The 13,668-nt window shown below is 62.6% G+C and carries 13 protein-coding genes; all 13 read right to left on the bottom strand.

The annotated features are described in order from the left end of the window. Positions 1–5 precede the first annotated feature (5 nt). The 13 genes from MJ122_RS09045 to MJ122_RS08985 all read right to left on the bottom strand — a co-directional run bounded on the left by MJ122_RS09045 (position 6) and on the right by MJ122_RS08985 (position 13,514). Entirely contained in the window at positions 6–683 is a 678-nt protein-coding gene (locus MJ122_RS09045; RefSeq protein ID WP_017517109.1) for an NADH-quinone oxidoreductase subunit B, read from the bottom strand. A gap of 10 nt (positions 684–693) precedes the next feature. Next, positions 694–1,107, bottom strand: a complete 414-nt coding sequence (locus MJ122_RS09040; RefSeq protein ID WP_017517108.1) for an NADH-quinone oxidoreductase subunit A — start codon at positions 1,105–1,107, stop codon at positions 694–696. Positions 1,108–1,656: 549 nt separating this feature from the next. Then, on the bottom strand, positions 1,657–2,049 hold the full coding sequence (locus tag MJ122_RS09035) for a DUF4442 domain-containing protein (protein ID WP_239743828.1): 393 nt from the start codon (positions 2,047–2,049) through the stop codon (positions 1,657–1,659). Between the two features lie 177 nt (positions 2,050–2,226). Continuing rightward, positions 2,227–3,822 carry an isocitrate lyase gene (locus tag MJ122_RS09030; protein WP_239743826.1) on the bottom strand — a complete coding sequence of 532 codons (1,596 nt, stop codon included), beginning with the start codon at positions 3,820–3,822 and terminating at the stop codon, positions 2,227–2,229. A 510-nt stretch (positions 3,823–4,332) separates the two neighbouring features. Beyond that, the gene (locus MJ122_RS09025) at positions 4,333–5,124 is read right to left on the bottom strand and encodes a secretin N-terminal domain-containing protein (RefSeq protein WP_239743915.1); all 792 of its coding nucleotides are present in this window, start codon (positions 5,122–5,124) and stop codon (positions 4,333–4,335) included. A gap of 20 nt (positions 5,125–5,144) precedes the next feature. Beyond that, positions 5,145–5,771, bottom strand: a complete 627-nt coding sequence (locus tag MJ122_RS09020; protein WP_239743823.1) for a histone acetyltransferase HPA2 — start codon at positions 5,769–5,771, stop codon at positions 5,145–5,147. A 22-nt stretch (positions 5,772–5,793) separates the two neighbouring features. Continuing rightward, a complete protein-coding gene (locus MJ122_RS09015; protein WP_017517103.1) occupies positions 5,794–6,222 on the bottom strand; it encodes a GNAT family N-acetyltransferase in 429 nt (142 codons plus the stop codon). Then, positions 6,215–7,390: a cupin domain-containing protein gene (locus MJ122_RS09010; RefSeq protein ID WP_239743821.1), complete on the bottom strand. Its 1,176-nt coding sequence runs from the start codon at positions 7,388–7,390 to the stop codon at positions 6,215–6,217. Before MJ122_RS09010 ends, MJ122_RS09015 begins: the two co-directional genes overlap by 8 nt. A 60-nt stretch (positions 7,391–7,450) precedes the next feature. Next, on the bottom strand, positions 7,451–8,821 hold the full coding sequence (gene purB, locus MJ122_RS09005; RefSeq protein WP_239743819.1) for an adenylosuccinate lyase: 1,371 nt from the start codon (positions 8,819–8,821) through the stop codon (positions 7,451–7,453). Positions 8,822–8,916: 95 nt separating this feature from the next. After that, positions 8,917–9,537: a high frequency lysogenization protein HflD gene (gene hflD / locus MJ122_RS09000; RefSeq protein WP_239743817.1), complete on the bottom strand. Its 621-nt coding sequence runs from the start codon at positions 9,535–9,537 to the stop codon at positions 8,917–8,919. Next, the gene (gene mnmA, locus MJ122_RS08995) at positions 9,534–10,661 is read right to left on the bottom strand and encodes a tRNA 2-thiouridine(34) synthase MnmA (RefSeq protein WP_088421500.1); all 1,128 of its coding nucleotides are present in this window, start codon (positions 10,659–10,661) and stop codon (positions 9,534–9,536) included. Before mnmA ends, hflD begins: the two co-directional genes overlap by 4 nt. A gap of 83 nt (positions 10,662–10,744) precedes the next feature. Next, the gene (locus MJ122_RS08990) at positions 10,745–11,188 is read right to left on the bottom strand and encodes an NUDIX hydrolase (RefSeq protein ID WP_239743815.1); all 444 of its coding nucleotides are present in this window, start codon (positions 11,186–11,188) and stop codon (positions 10,745–10,747) included. Positions 11,189–11,291: 103 nt separating this feature from the next. After that, positions 11,292–13,514 carry an NADP-dependent isocitrate dehydrogenase gene (locus tag MJ122_RS08985; protein WP_088421502.1) on the bottom strand — a complete coding sequence of 741 codons (2,223 nt, stop codon included), beginning with the start codon at positions 13,512–13,514 and terminating at the stop codon, positions 11,292–11,294. Positions 13,515–13,668 lie beyond the last annotated feature (154 nt).

Genomic DNA, 13,668 nt, shown 5'->3' with positions numbered 1-13,668 from the left:
CCGGATCACACTTCGTCGGGGCTGCGCAGGTTGGTGACCGCAATGCGCTGTTCGCGCTTGAGATCCTTCTGGGCAGGCATGTCGGCGCGATAGACGCCTTGATCGCCTACGACCCAGGACAACGGGCGACGCTCCTGGCCGATGGATTCCTGCAGCAGCATCAGGCCTTGCAGGAACGCCTCCGGGCGGGGCGGGCAGCCGGGGATGTACACGTCCACGGGGAGGAACTTGTCGACCCCCTGAACGACCGAGTAGATGTCGTACATGCCGCCGGAGTTGGCGCACGACCCCATCGAGATCACCCACTTGGGTTCCAGCATCTGCTCGTACAGGCGCTGGATGACCGGAGCCATCTTGATGAAGCAGGTGCCAGCGATGACCATGAAGTCAGCCTGGCGCGGCGATGCACGGATCACTTCGGCGCCGAAACGGGCGATGTCGTGCGGCGCGGTGAACGCCGTGGTCATCTCCACGTAGCAGCAGGACAGCCCGAAGTTGTACGGCCAAAGGGAGTTCTTGCGACCCCAGTTCACCGCACCGTTGAGAACATCCTCGAGCTTGCCCATGAAGATGTTCTTGTGGACCTGCCCTTCGATGAGCGGGTCTTCTACCGTTTCGCGCTGGCCGATCGGGTATTGATCATTGGGCGCATCCGGATCGATCCGGGTAAGTTTGTATTGCATCGCCAAAGCCTCATTGTTTTAGCTTCGCCTGCCGTGCGCGACGTGCCGCCGGCGCCCAATCGAGCGCGCCGATACGCCACAGGTAGACAAGACCTGCCAACAGAATTGCTATGAAAATGGTTGCCTCGATCAGGCCGGCCCAACCGCTTTCACGGACGGACACGGACCAGGCGAAGAGGAAGAGGGCTTCGACGTCGAAGATCACGAAGAGCATCGCGACCAGATAGAATTTTGCCGACAGACGCAGGCGTGCGCTGCCGGTAGGAACGATCCCCGATTCGAACGGTTCGTTCTTGCTGCGACCAAATGCCTTACTGCCAAGCAGGCTGGAAACCCCTAGCATGAAGGCGAGCAGGCCCAGCACTCCTAAAAGGAAGGCGGCGAGTCCCCAGTGTTGAGCTGCAAGTTCAGCTGGATTGGGCATGCCGATACTCCTTCCTACAAATAACGATTGTCTTGGGTTTCGGGCGCAAGGCCCGACTACTGCGAACCCGACAACTCAAGCATAGCGAGCTAAGGGTTCAGGTCATCTTTCCAATTTTATGCCCAAAGCCTTCAGCAAGTAAATTTTTCCAACACAAACAGATGCTTCTATTTCGGGCAAAAGGCTTTTGCATTTTCCGTAGCGCCCTGTTTGCGCGGCTCTGGATGCTTAGTGTGACGGCACTTCGGCTTTGGTCGAATAGTACTTTCGAGGTATTCGGGCGCAATAAATCGACACTTCATGAATGATAAATATTATCATTTGCAGTGTCGTATATCCGTAACTTTACTACATATAAGCGCCGCGGGTTTTATTTCGCCTGGTATCCGACTTCGAACTACTCCTCTGTGAACTCGTTGGTCGCCGTGGCATTCGGGTGGTTCAATTTCCCTTCCGAATCCATGCCCAGCGCATCTCGCAGCGCACCGGTTCGGCCCCGGCGTCATCCAGGAGAGTCACCTGTATGAGCGCCTCGCCTCGATCGTCTTCCTACATTGCGCGGCGCTGTTCCGGCGTCAGCGTGGCGATGGCGCGCAGGCTGCCGCTGGCCCTACGCAGATAGTCCACCTTGAGGGTCTTGATCAGCGGCAGCTTGTGGTCGGGCAGGTTCATTCCGACCATGCAGCCGCTGGCAGATTCGGCGAGCAGCGCCATGGCGGCGGCATGGACGCCGCCGATGTGGTTGCGAGCGCGGCGATGGTTGGCCAGGCTCATGCGCACCTCGCTGTCGGAGAGCTTCTGTATGCGCACGCTGGCGGTACCGGCGAAGCGCACCTGGGAGCAGAACAGTCGGCTGAGCAACGGCTCATGAAGACGGTGCGGCAGACGCTGGATGAGATGGGCGGCGAGTGCGAGGCGGTTGCGCTTGGGCATACCTTTCATGGAGGGGCGTTTCCATTCATATAAAGGAAGCGCGAGGCTGGCAGGTCGAAGCGAACCTGCCCTTGGCGGGCGGGGAGAAGACGTCTGGCGGTTCGGCCAAGCACAAAAAAGCGAAACCCCGGCCGAGGCCGGGGTTTCGTGGAGCCTGCCAGCCCCGAAGGGCTGGTGAGCCAGTTCTTAGTGGAACTGGTTCATGGTGTTGTCTTTACCCGAGGCTTTCAGAGCGGCTTCGCCAGCGAAGTACTCTTTGTGGTTGTCGCCGATGTCCGAGCCAGCCATGTTCTGGTGCTTGACGCAGGCGATACCCTGACGCAGCTCCTGACGTTGTACACCCTTCACGTAGGCCAGCATGCCCTCGTCGGCGAAGTAGCCCTTGGCCAGGTTGTCGGTGGACAGCGCGGCGGTGTGGTAGGTCGGCAGGGTGATCAGGTGGTGGAAGATGCCGGCATGAGCGGAACCGTCGCGCTGGAAGGTGCGGATCTTCTCGTCGGCAACCTGGGCCAGTTCGGTCTCGTCGTACTCGACGCTCATCAGCTTGGCGCGGTCGTAGGCGGAAACGTCCTTGCCTTCGGCAACGAACGCGTCGAACACCTGCTGGCGGAAGTTCAGGGTCCAGTTGAACGACGGGCTGTTGTTGTAAACCAGCTTGGCGTTCGGGATGACCTGACGGATGCGGTCAACCATGCCCTTGATCTGGCCCACGTGCGGCTTCTCGGTTTCGATCCACAGCAGGTCGGCGCCGTTCTGCAGCGAGGTGATGCAGTCCAGGACGCAGCGGTCTTCGCCGGTGCCCTTGCGGAATTGGAACAGGTTGGAAGCCAGGCGCTTGGGACGCAGCAGCTTGCCGCCGCGGTTGATCACCACGTCGCCGTTCTGCAGCTCGGCAGCGGAAACTTCTTCGCAGTCCAGGAAGGAGTTGTACTGGTCGCCCAGGTCGCCCGGCTCTTTGGTCACGGCGATCTGCTTGGTCAGGCCGGCACCCAGGGAGTCGGTACGAGCAACGATCACGCCGTCGTCAACACCCAGCTCGAGGAACGCGTAGCGAACGGCGTTGATCTTGGCGAGGAAGTCTTCGTGCGGAACGGTCACTTTGCCGTCCTGGTGGCCGCACTGCTTCTCATCGGAAACCTGGTTTTCGATCTGGATGCAGCAGGCACCGGCTTCGATCATTTTCTTGGCCAGCAGGTAGGTCGCTTCCGGGTTGCCGAAGCCGGCGTCGATGTCGGCGATGATCGGTACTACGTGGGTTTCGTAGCCGTCGATCTGGGCCTGGATTTCGTCCTGCTTGGCCTTGTCGCCGGCAGCGCGAGCGCTGTCCAGGGCGGTGAAGAGCAGGTCAAGTTCGCGGGCGTCAGCCTGGCGCAGGAAGGTGTACAGCTCTTCGATCAGGCCGGAAACGGCAGTTTTCTCGTGCATGGACTGGTCGGGCAGCGGGCCGAAGTCGGAACGCAGCGCGGCAACCATCCAGCCGGACAGGTAGAGGTAGCGCTTGTTGGTGGTCTTCAGGTGCTTCTTGATCGAGATCAGCTTCTGCTGGCCGATGAAGCCGTGCCAGCAGCCCAGGGACTGGGTGTAGACGGAGTTGTCGGCGTCATACTCGGCCATGTCCTTGCGCATGATGGCCGCAGTGTACTTGGCGATGTCCAGACCAGTCTTGAAGCGGTTCTGAGCGCGCATGCGGGCAACCGACTCGGGGTTGATAGCGCTCCAGCTGTTACCGGCTTTCTCTTTCAGAGCGGCAACGGCCTTGATGTCGTTTTGATAAGCGGACATGGTCAATCCTTCAAAGTATGTGTGTGGTTGAGCACCGACTTACCCACTCAAACCCCGTATCTGGACGGAATTGACTGCGGGTTGCTCGCCGCGGGATGGCGAAAGTGCGACCGAAAGAAGGAGTGACGCTGGAGGAGTGGGGTAGAGCGGCGTACAGACGGGTGACTGCAGCGGTGACATCCAGAATCGCTTGCCGGCTCGTGGCAGCCGTTGGGCAATGGTGGACGGCTGAATCCGTCACTTCGTACTGTTGCTAAGGCTTGCTTCCCCGTCCCTCAGGACAACCTCTTGCCAGTCGCAACCTCGTCGATCCGCCTTGTGGGCTTAACAACACGGACCAGCGCGGCGGGTGGGCCACAGGCTCGGTCCGGAGGGCTTTGAGACCCTCTGGTTAGCGGGAGCGAAGCCATCATGCACGTTCAAACGAGCGTTCGTCAAACGTTTTGTAGTGTTTTTTTTGGACTACTACACGAAGGTCTAAGGGGGACTGCCAAGTCACCTACGGAAGGATTAGTCGAGCACGTCGACCTTGACTCGCAGGCTGCTGTCGCTGCGTCCCTGGGTGCTGTACTGGCGGGTGTAGCCACCCTGGGTGCTCTGATTGCTCTCGCTGACGCCGCCGATCTCGATCCACTGGCCGATCGGCCCACTGACCCGGGTATCCGCCGCGCTGGTGTTCATCGACCCCTGATAGTGGTTGTTGAAGCGGTCATTGCGCGTGCTCAGGGAGATGTGCACGAGGTTGCCGGAGAGGCTCGCGGTCACGTACATGCCCTGGTTGGCGTCGCGGTACTCGGTCTGGCTGTAGATCTGGCCGTAGGGGCCGATGCCGCCACTGGTCACCGGCTGGCTCTGGCCCACCTGGATGAAGGCGGGCGAGCCTTCGGTGGCGCGTACCTGCTGGGTGCCGCCGCCTCGGCTGCTGGTGGAGCGGTTGATGATGCGCACCTGGTCGCGGCCGTTCACTTCGCCGCGGCCGGACTGTATCTCGACGTTGCCGGCGCTGACGGAGCCGTTCACCGAATAGCCGCTCTGGCTGCCCTGGCTGCCGTCCACTGTATCGATACTGATCAGTAGCTGATGGGGGCGAGTATCCAGTTGTTCGATTACCTGTTGCAGTTCGCGAATCTTCGCCAGTTCGGCGTTCACCACCAGTTGATTGCCGTAGGCAGTGACGCGTCCTTCGTTGCCCAGCACCTGCTGCGCCACCGGCAGCACGTCTTCGGCGGTGCGGTAGTTGAGCGGGATGATCTCGGTGCGCGGCGCGGCTGTGGCAGTGAGGCTGATCGTGCAGGCGAGCATCAGGGCGAGAGGGTGTCGGCTCAAATCAGGAAACTCCGCAGGTTCGGGTCGAGGACACTGGTGTTCCAGGTCTGTTCGAATTGCGCAATCAGCTGGCGGACGCGGCCAGCGTTGTTGTAATGCGCGTAGCCGGCATATTCGCCGGGCTCGGGCCGCAGCAGCAGGCCGCAATCGTCGGCAAGGAGATAGGCATGATCGTCGCTCGGATAGTCGGGGTTGATCCGGCGGATCTGGCAGTAGCTGGACAACCGGCGACTGAGGTTGAGCAGGCGATGGCCTTCCTTGACCGCGCGGCTGCTGTCGCGGACCAGGATCATCAGGCGATTGCGCGGATTGCCCAGCAGCAGCTGGGTGCAGGCTTCCTGGATGCTGCTGTGGTGATACAGCCACGGCTCGAGGTCGGGCGTGTAGAGATAGAGTGTGCGGCGCGCTTGCTGGATCAGCGCCAGTGCGTGGGCGCGGGCGTCGTCCGGCTTGTTGAAGCGGTGCAATTCCTCGCCTTCGCCGAGGCGGAAGGGCGCAGGCTCAAGAACTTCGGGCTGCAGCGCTTCGCTGGGCGGGTTATGGACGGCAAAACGCCCCGGTGACTGAAACTCGATGTCCGGCAGTTCTACCGGGAGGTCGTCTTGGTCCGGGGCGTTATCCATGTCGCTCCTTGCTCGTCGCTGCTCAGGCGCTCTCGCGCACCATGTCCACGTGGGGAAGGCCGGCGTCGAGGAATTCGCCGCTGGCTACCTGGAAGCCTAGTCGTTCGTAGAACGGAATGGCGTAGACCTGGGCTGTCAGCAACTGGCGCTGCAGGCCCTGGCTTTCCGCCTGTTCGATGGCGGCACGCATCAGCAGGTCGCCGACCTTCAGGCCGCGCCAGTCCTTGAGGACCGACACCCGGCCAATGTGCCCGTCCGGCAGGAGGCGGGCGGTGCCGATGGCGTAGTCGCCTTCGAAGGCCAGGAAGTGCACGGCTTCGACATCCTCGGCGTCCCATTCGAGTTCCGGCGGGACCGATTGCTCGGCGATGAAAACCGCCTCGCGAATGCGCCGCAGATCGGCATTATCCTTCTGCCAGTCCGCGACACGAACCCTGATCTTGCTACTCATCGGCAAACTCCAGACTGCCCTGTTTGATCAGTTCTCCGATGAGCTTACGCCCATCGTCGTCGGCCAGCCATTGGCCGAGATTCCCTTCGTGCAGCGACTCTGCCGAGCACACGAGCTTGAGCAGGTCGCGCAGTTTTTCCGGCAGCACCACGGTCTGGCCGCTGGCGAACAGCAGCAGGCCGACGTCCACTTCGCTCCAGGCCATGCGGGCGCTGGGGTTGCGGATCAGTACTTCGCCGTCTTCGATGGCAGCTGTCAGGTCTTCTTCCTCGATCTCTTCGCCAGCCACGAGTTCCGGGTAGCGTGGCTCGGTCATGAACTGGCCGAACCAGGTGAGCAGCAGGCGTTCGTCGCTCATGTGCTCCTGCAGCAGGTTCTTCAGGCGATCGAGGGCGTCGCGCTGGATCTGGTGCTGGTCGGAGTCGCCTTTCATTGCGGCCATGCCGGCGTCGCTGTAGCGCTCCTCGTCGGAGAGGAACTGGGCGAGGAAGTCGGTGAAGTGGGTCAGCACTTCGGCGGCGCTGGGTGCGCGGAAGCCGACCGAGTAGGTCATGCAGTCGTCTTCGGCGATGCCATAGTGGGCCACGCGCGGCGGCAGGTAGAGCATGTCGCCGGGTTCCAGGACCCAGTCGGCGCATTCTTCGAATTCGGCGAGGATGCGCAGGTCGGCGTGGGGCAGCATCGGGCTGCTCGCGTCGCAGGTCTGGCCGACTTTCCAGCGGCGGCGGCCATGGCCCTGCAGCAGGAACACGTCGTAGTTGTCGAAGTGCGGGCCGACGCCGCCGCCCGGCGCGGCGTAGCTGATCATTACGTCATCGATACGCCAGCTGGGGAGGAACTTGAAGTGTTCCAGCAGTTCGGCGACTTCCGGGATGAACTGGTCGACGGCCTGGACCAGCAGGGTCCAGTCGCGCTCGGGCATCTGGCTGAAGGTGTCTTCCTGGAAGGGACCGCGGCGCAGCTCCCAGGGGCTGTCGCCGTGCTCGAGGACAATGCGCGATTCGATCATCTCTTCCAGGGCGAGGCCGGCCAGCTCGTCAGGGTCCAGCGGGCTCTTGAAATCGGGGATGGCCTGGCGCACCAGTAGGGGCTTCTTCTGCCAGTAATCGCGGAGGAATTCTTCGGCGCTGATGCCGCCCAAAAGCTGAAGAGGAATAGCAGGATTCATGTGTAAGTCCTTGAAACAAAAACGCCCGGCACAGCCGGGCGTGCAAAGTCAGGGCGAATCTCAGATGCGCTTGGCCTGGGCGGCAGCGTTACCGATGTAGTTCGCGGGGGTCAGTTGCTTCAGCTCGGCCTTGGCTTCTGCCGGCATGTCGAGGCCTTCGATGAACACCTGCAGGGCTTCGGCGCTGATGCCTTTGCCGCGGGTCAGTTCCTTGAGCTTCTCGTAGGGGTTCTCGATGCCGTAGCGGCGCATCACGGTCTGTACCGGTTCGGCCAGGACTTCCCAGCAGGCGTCCAGGTCTTCGGCGATGCGTGCGGCATTCAGCTCCAGCTTGCCGATGCCCTTGAGGCTGGCTTCGTAGGCGATGACGCTGTGGGCGAAGCCGACGCCCAGGTTGCGCAGCACGGTGGAGTCGGTCAGGTCGCGCTGCCAGCGGGAGATCGGCAGCTTGCTGGCCAGATGCTGCAGCAGTGCGTTGGCGATGCCCAGATTGCCTTCGGAGTTTTCGAAGTCGATCGGGTTGACCTTGTGCGGCATGGTCGAGGAGCCGATCTCGCCAGCGACGGTCTTCTGCTTGAAGTAGCCCAGGGAGATGTAGCCCCAGACGTCGCGGTCGAAGTCGATGAGGATGGTGTTGAAGCGCGCGACGGCGTCGAACAGCTCGGCGATGTAGTCGTGCGGCTCGATCTGGGTGGTGTAGGGGTTCCAGTTCAGGCCCAGGTCGCCTTCGATGAACTCGCGGGCGTTGGCTTCCCAGTCCACCTGCGGGTAAGCCGACAGGTGGGCGTTGTAGTTGCCCACGGCGCCGTTGATCTTGCCCAGCAGCTCGACCGAAGCGACTTGCTTGATCTGGCGCTCCAGGCGGTAGACGACGTTGGCCAGTTCCTTGCCCAGGGTGGTCGGGGAGGCCGGCTGGCCGTGGGTGCGCGAGAGCATCGGCATGTCGGCGAACTTCACCGCGAGTTCGCGGATGGCGTCGGCGATCTGGCGCATCAGCGGCAGCAGCACGCTGTCACGGCCTTCGCGCAGCATCAGGGCGTGGGACAGGTTGTTGATGTCCTCGGAGGTGCAGGCGAAGTGGATGAACTCGCTGACCTTGGCCAGTTCCGGCAGCTTGGCGGCTTGTTCCTTGAGCAGGTACTCCACGGCCTTGACGTCGTGGTTGGTGGTGCGCTCGATGTCCTTGATGCGCTGCGCGTGCTCCAGTTGGAAGTCCTCGGCCAGCTGGTTCAGCAGGGCGTTGGCTTCGGTGGAGAAGGGCGCGACTTCAGGGATGCCGGCGTGGGCGGCGAGACGCTGCAGCCAGCGAACCTCCACCAGGACGCGGAAACGGATCAGGCCGTATTCGCTGAAAATCGGACGCAGGGCGCTGGTCTTGCTGCCGTAACGGCCGTCAACGGGGGATACCGCGGTAAGGGAGGAAAGCTGCATGGGGCGTTCTCGTAGCTGTCGGTCAACGAAAAGGGCGCACATCATACACGAATGGCGCGAACCGGTCGCCCTTGCGGCGACCGCAAGGAAGTGTTTCAGCCGCGCAGCAGGGGGCGCAGTTCGTTGAGCATTTTCTTCCGGCTGAACAGCATCTGCCAGCGGTTGCCGCCGAGCTGTCGCCACAGGCGCGCGGAGCGGATGCCGGCCAGCAGCAGGGCGCGGATGCGCGCGGCGTTGGCGTTGATCTGCAGGTGGCGCATGTCGCCGTGCACCTGGATGCGCTGGCGGAAGGTGCTCAGGGTGTCCTGGTAGAGACCGGCGCAGGAGGCGATGACGTTCTCGTGGACCAGGCCGAAGTGCTGCACCTGCTGCTGGATCTGGTCCAGACGGCTACCCATGATGTCGAGCATGTCGTCGCGCTTGTTCAGCTGGCGTTCCAGGCCGATCAGCGACAGGGCGTAGCGCAGCGGCTCGCGCTGCAGGCTGTTGGGGTCGCGTTCCAGGGCGCTGGCCAGGGCGCGGAAGCCTTCACGCAGGTTGGCGGTGTCTCCGCCGTAGACCTCGAGGGTGGTCTCCGGGTCGCGCACCAGCAGGCTGCCGAGCATGCAGCCCAATGGGGCTTCGGGGATCTGCCCGGTGCGGGCGAGGCGGTCTACCAGGGAGGCGGCTTCGAAAACGCCGGAAAGGGCGATGATCTGGTCGTGCAGATCGCTCATGTACGGTCCTTAGCGAACGCGGGTTCTGCGGATTCGATGACACCGCCGCCGAGGCAGATTTCGCCGTCATAGAAGACGACGGACTGGCCTGGGGTGACGGCGCGCTGCGGCTCGTCGAAGACGGCGCGATAGCCGTTCTCGGTGCGCTCCAGCACGCAATCCTGGTCGGCCTGGCGGTAACGCACCTTGGCGCGCAGGGCCTTGGGCTGGTCCAGGTCGATGGGGTTGACCCAGTAGATGTGCGAGGCGTGCAGGGCGCGGGAGAACAGCCAGGGGTGATCGTTGCCCTGGCCGACGACCAGGACGTTGCGCAGCAGATCCTTCTCGAGCACATACCAGGGGCTGTCGTCGGCATTCTTCAAGCCGCCGATGCCCAGGCCCTGGCGCTGGCCGATGGTGTGGTACATCAGGCCGACGTGCTGGCCGATCACCGTGCCGTCGGTGGTCTCGATGTTGCCCGGTTGTGCCGGCAGGTACTGCTTGAGGAAGTCGCTGAAGCGGCGCTCGCCGATGAAGCAGATGCCGGTGGAGTCCTTCTTCTTCGCGGTGGCCAGACCGTGTTTCTCGGCGATAGCGCGGACCTCGGGCTTTTCCAGTTCGCCGACGGGGAACAGGGTCTTGCCGATCTGTTCGCCGCCCACTGCGTGGAGGAAGTAGCTCTGGTCCTTGTTCGGGTCCAGGCCCTTGAGCAGTTCGCTACGGCCGTCGATGTCGCGGCGGCGCACATAGTGGCCGGTGGCGATCAGGTCAGCGCCAAGGGCGACGGCGTAGTCGAGGAAGGCTTTGAACTTGATCTCGCGGTTGCAGAGGATGTCCGGGTTCGGCGTGCGGCCGGCCTTGTACTCTTCAAGGAAGTGCTCGAAGACGTTGTCCCAGTATTCCGCAGCAAAGTTGGCGGTGTGCAGCTTGATACCGATGCGGTCGCAGACGGCCTGGGCGTCGGCGAGGTCGGTCATGGCGGTGCAGTACTCGGTGCCGTCGTCCTCTTCCCAGTTCTTCATGAACAGGCCTTCCACCTGATAGCCCTGTTCCTTGAGGAGGAGGGCGGAGACGGAAGAATCCACGCCGCCGGACATGCCGACGATGACGCGGGTGTTCTGGGGAGCTTTGAGTGAGTCAGACATGGCAGTGGGTCACGAACACAGGTAAAGAGGGCGATTCTACCAGAGCCGAGCTGTAGAGGCTCGGCTGCCGGCAGGGGCTTGGTTCAGTCGCGGATCAGGGCCAGCGGGAAGCGTTCGCCTTTCAGGTAGTCGTCGATGCAGCGCAGTACCAGGTGGCTGCGCCAGCGCTCGGGCTGGGCGGCGAGTTCATCGCGGGTCATCCAGCGGGCGCCGAGGATGCCGTCGTCCAGCGGGCGTTCGGGATGCTGGCGCAGCGGCCGGGCGGCGAAGCAGACGCGCTGGTAGGTCACGCCGTTGCTTGGCGCGGTGTAGAGGTAGATGCCGGTGACGGCGGTCAGCTCGACATCCCAGCCGGTTTCCTCGAGGGTTTCGCGCACGGCGGCTTCGAGCAGGGTTTCATTGGCCTCCAGGTGGCCAGCGGGCTGGTTGAAGACCTGTTTTTTGTCAGCGGACATTTCTTCCACCAGCAGGAAGTGGCCCTGGTCTTCGACGATAGTGGCGACGGTGACGTGTGCTAGCCAGCGCATGGGTCTGTATCTCGATACTCAAAAGGCGCGAGTTTAACGTGGCGGGGCGCAGAAAGCAGAACCCCCGGGAAGGCCCGGGGGTTCTGGTGTCACGCGAAGTGGCTTACGCCAGTGCGTCGATCGCGGCGTTGAAGGTCGCGCTCGGACGCATGACCTGGCTGGTCAGCTCCGGGTTGGAACGGTAGTAGCCGCCGATGTCCGCCGGCTTGCCCTGAACACCGTTCAGTTCGGCGACGATGGCCGCTTCCTTCTCGGTCAGGGTCTTGGCCAGGCCGGCGAAGTGGGCCTTCAGCTCGGCGTCGTCGTTCTGCTCGGCCAGGGCCTGAGCCCAGTACATGGCCAAGTAGAAGTGGCTGCCGCGGTTGTCGATCTCACCGATCCTGCGCGATGGCGACTTGTTGTTGTCGAGCAGCTTGCCGGTGGCGATGTCCAGGGTCTTGCCCAGTACCTTGGCCTTGGCATTGTCGGTCTTGATGCCTTCTTCTTCGAAGGAGACGGCCAGGGCCAGGAACTCGCCCAGGGAATCCCAGCGCAGGTAGTTCTCTTCCACCAGCTGCTGTACGTGTTTCGGAGCCGAGCCGCCGGCGCCGGTTTCGTACATGCCGCCGCCCGCCATCAGCGGAACGATGGAGAGCATCTTGGCCGAGGTGCCCAGTTCCATGATCGGGAACAGGTCGGTCAGGTAGTCGCGCAGGACGTTGCCGGTCACCGAGATGGTGTCCAGGCCGCGCATCTGGCGCTCCATGCTGGTGCGGATGGCTTCGTTGTAGCCCTTGATGCTGATGTCCAGGCCGGTCAGGTCGTGGTCCTTCAGGTACAGTTCGACCTTCTTGCGCAGCTCGTTGTCGTGGGCACGCTCCGGGTCCAGCCAGAAGATCGCGGGAGTGTTGGAGGCGCGGGCGCGGGTAACGGCCAGCTTGACCCAGTCGCGGATCGGGGCGTCCTTGGTCTGGCAGGCGCGCCAGATGTCGCCGGCCTGCACTTCATGCTGCATCAGCACCTTGCCGTCGGCATCGACCACGCGCATGGTGCCGTCGGCTTCCATTTCGAAGGTCTTGTCGTGGGAGCCGTATTCCTCGGCCTTCTGCGCCATCAGGCCGACGTTCGGTACGCTGCCCATGGTGGTCGGGTCGAACGCGCCGTTGGTTTTGCAGAAGTTGATCATTTCCTGGTAGATGCGGGCGTAGGTGCTTTCCGGCATTACCGCTTTGGTGTCTTTCTGCTTGCCGTCCTTGCCCCACATCTGACCCGAGTTGCGGATCATGGCCGGCATGGAGGCGTCGACGATCACGTCGCTGGGGATGTGCAGGTTGGTGATGCCCTTGACCGAGTCGACCATCGCCATTTCCGGGCGGTGGCTGTACACCTCGTGGATGTCGTGGAGGATTTCTTCCTGCTGCGAGGCCGGCAGCGACTTGATCTTGTCGTAGACGCTGGAGATGCCGTTGTTCGGGTTCACGCCCAGCTCTTCGAACAGCTGGCCGTACTTCTCGAACACGTCCTTGTAGTAGACGGTGACGGCGTGGCCGAAGACGATCGGGTGGGAGATCTTCATCATGGTGGCCTTGACGTGCAGGGACCACATGACGCCGGTTTCCTTGCAGTCCTGCAGGGTCTTCTCGAAGAAGGCGCGCAGTTTGCTGCAGCTCATGAACATGCTGTCGAGGACTTCGCCGTCCTGCATCTTCAGGGTCTTCTTGGTCTCGACCTTGCCGTCCTTGCCGACGAACTCGATGCGGACTTCACCGGCCTTGCCGATGGTGACCGACTGCTCGCTGGAGAAGAAGTCGCCGCCACGCATGTAGTCGGCGTGGGAGCGCGAAGCCATGCTCCACTTGCCCATGCTGTGCGGGTGCTTGCGGGCGTAGGCTTTCACGGCGGCCGGAGCGCGGCGGTCGGAGTTGCCTTCACGCAGGACCGGGTTCACGGCGCTGCCCAGGACCTTGGCGTAGCGGGCGCGGGTGTCTTTCTCTTCGTCGGTCTGCGGGTCTTCCGGGAAGTCCGGAACGGCGTAGCCCAGCTTCTGCAGCTCGGCAATGGCGCCCTTGAGTTGCGGTACCGAGGCGGAGATGTTCGGCAGCTTGATGATGTTGGCTTTTGGATCGGTGGCCAGTTGTGCCAGGTAGGCCAGATCGTCTTCGATCGCCTTGTCGCCGAGCTTGTCAGCGAAGGAGGCCAGGATACGGCCCGAAAGAGAGATGTCGCGGGTCTCGACGTCGATGCCAGCGGAGGCGGCAAATGCTTTTACGATGGGGAGAAGCGAATAGGTCGCGAGGGCGGGTGCTTCGTCGGTGAAGGTGTAGGTGATCTTCGAGCGGATGGACATCTCGTTCTAACTCTCTTCTTTGCTGGGCGCGCACAGAGTCTCGAATCGCGTTGGTACACGCTTGCGTTCAACGAGGTGGTTGACCGACCTTCGAGATTTGCCGCGGGGATATTGGGGCGCCAGTAGAGCGTTGTACGGCGGGATCCTGGTGGGG

It is taken from the genome of Pseudomonas sp. DP-17 (assembly GCF_022380625.1).
Lineage (GTDB): Bacteria > Pseudomonadota > Gammaproteobacteria > Pseudomonadales > Pseudomonadaceae > Pseudomonas > Pseudomonas nitroreducens_A.
The sequence above is the reverse complement of the archived record's forward strand: the minus strand, read 5'-3'. Positions and strand labels throughout refer to the sequence as shown.

Excerpts from the sequence above, each read along its gene's own strand:
- MJ122_RS09035 (WP_239743828.1), bottom strand. The coding sequence starts at position 2,049 with ATGAAAGGTATGCCCAAGCGCAACCGCCTCGCACTCGCCGCCCATCTC.
- MJ122_RS09010 (WP_239743821.1), bottom strand. The coding sequence starts at position 7,390 with ATGAATCCTGCTATTCCTCTTCAGCTTTTGGGCGGCATCAGCGCCGAA.
- purB (WP_239743819.1), bottom strand. The coding sequence starts at position 8,821 with ATGCAGCTTTCCTCCCTTACCGCGGTATCCCCCGTTGACGGCCGTTAC.
- MJ122_RS08990 (WP_239743815.1), bottom strand. The coding sequence starts at position 11,188 with ATGCGCTGGCTAGCACACGTCACCGTCGCCACTATCGTCGAAGACCAG.
- MJ122_RS09030 (WP_239743826.1), bottom strand. The coding sequence starts at position 3,822 with ATGTCCGCTTATCAAAACGACATCAAGGCCGTTGCCGCTCTGAAAGAG.
- MJ122_RS09040 (WP_017517108.1), bottom strand. The coding sequence starts at position 1,107 with ATGCCCAATCCAGCTGAACTTGCAGCTCAACACTGGGGACTCGCCGCC.
- hflD (WP_239743817.1), bottom strand. The coding sequence starts at position 9,537 with ATGAGCGATCTGCACGACCAGATCATCGCCCTTTCCGGCGTTTTCGAA.
- mnmA (WP_088421500.1), bottom strand. The coding sequence starts at position 10,661 with ATGTCTGACTCACTCAAAGCTCCCCAGAACACCCGCGTCATCGTCGGC.
- MJ122_RS08985 (WP_088421502.1), bottom strand. The coding sequence starts at position 13,514 with ATGTCCATCCGCTCGAAGATCACCTACACCTTCACCGACGAAGCACCC.
- MJ122_RS09025 (WP_239743915.1), bottom strand. The coding sequence starts at position 5,124 with ATGCTCGCCTGCACGATCAGCCTCACTGCCACAGCCGCGCCGCGCACC.
- MJ122_RS09020 (WP_239743823.1), bottom strand. The coding sequence starts at position 5,771 with ATGGATAACGCCCCGGACCAAGACGACCTCCCGGTAGAACTGCCGGAC.
- MJ122_RS09045 (WP_017517109.1), bottom strand. The coding sequence starts at position 683 with ATGCAATACAAACTTACCCGGATCGATCCGGATGCGCCCAATGATCAA.
- MJ122_RS09015 (WP_017517103.1), bottom strand. The coding sequence starts at position 6,222 with ATGAGTAGCAAGATCAGGGTTCGTGTCGCGGACTGGCAGAAGGATAAT.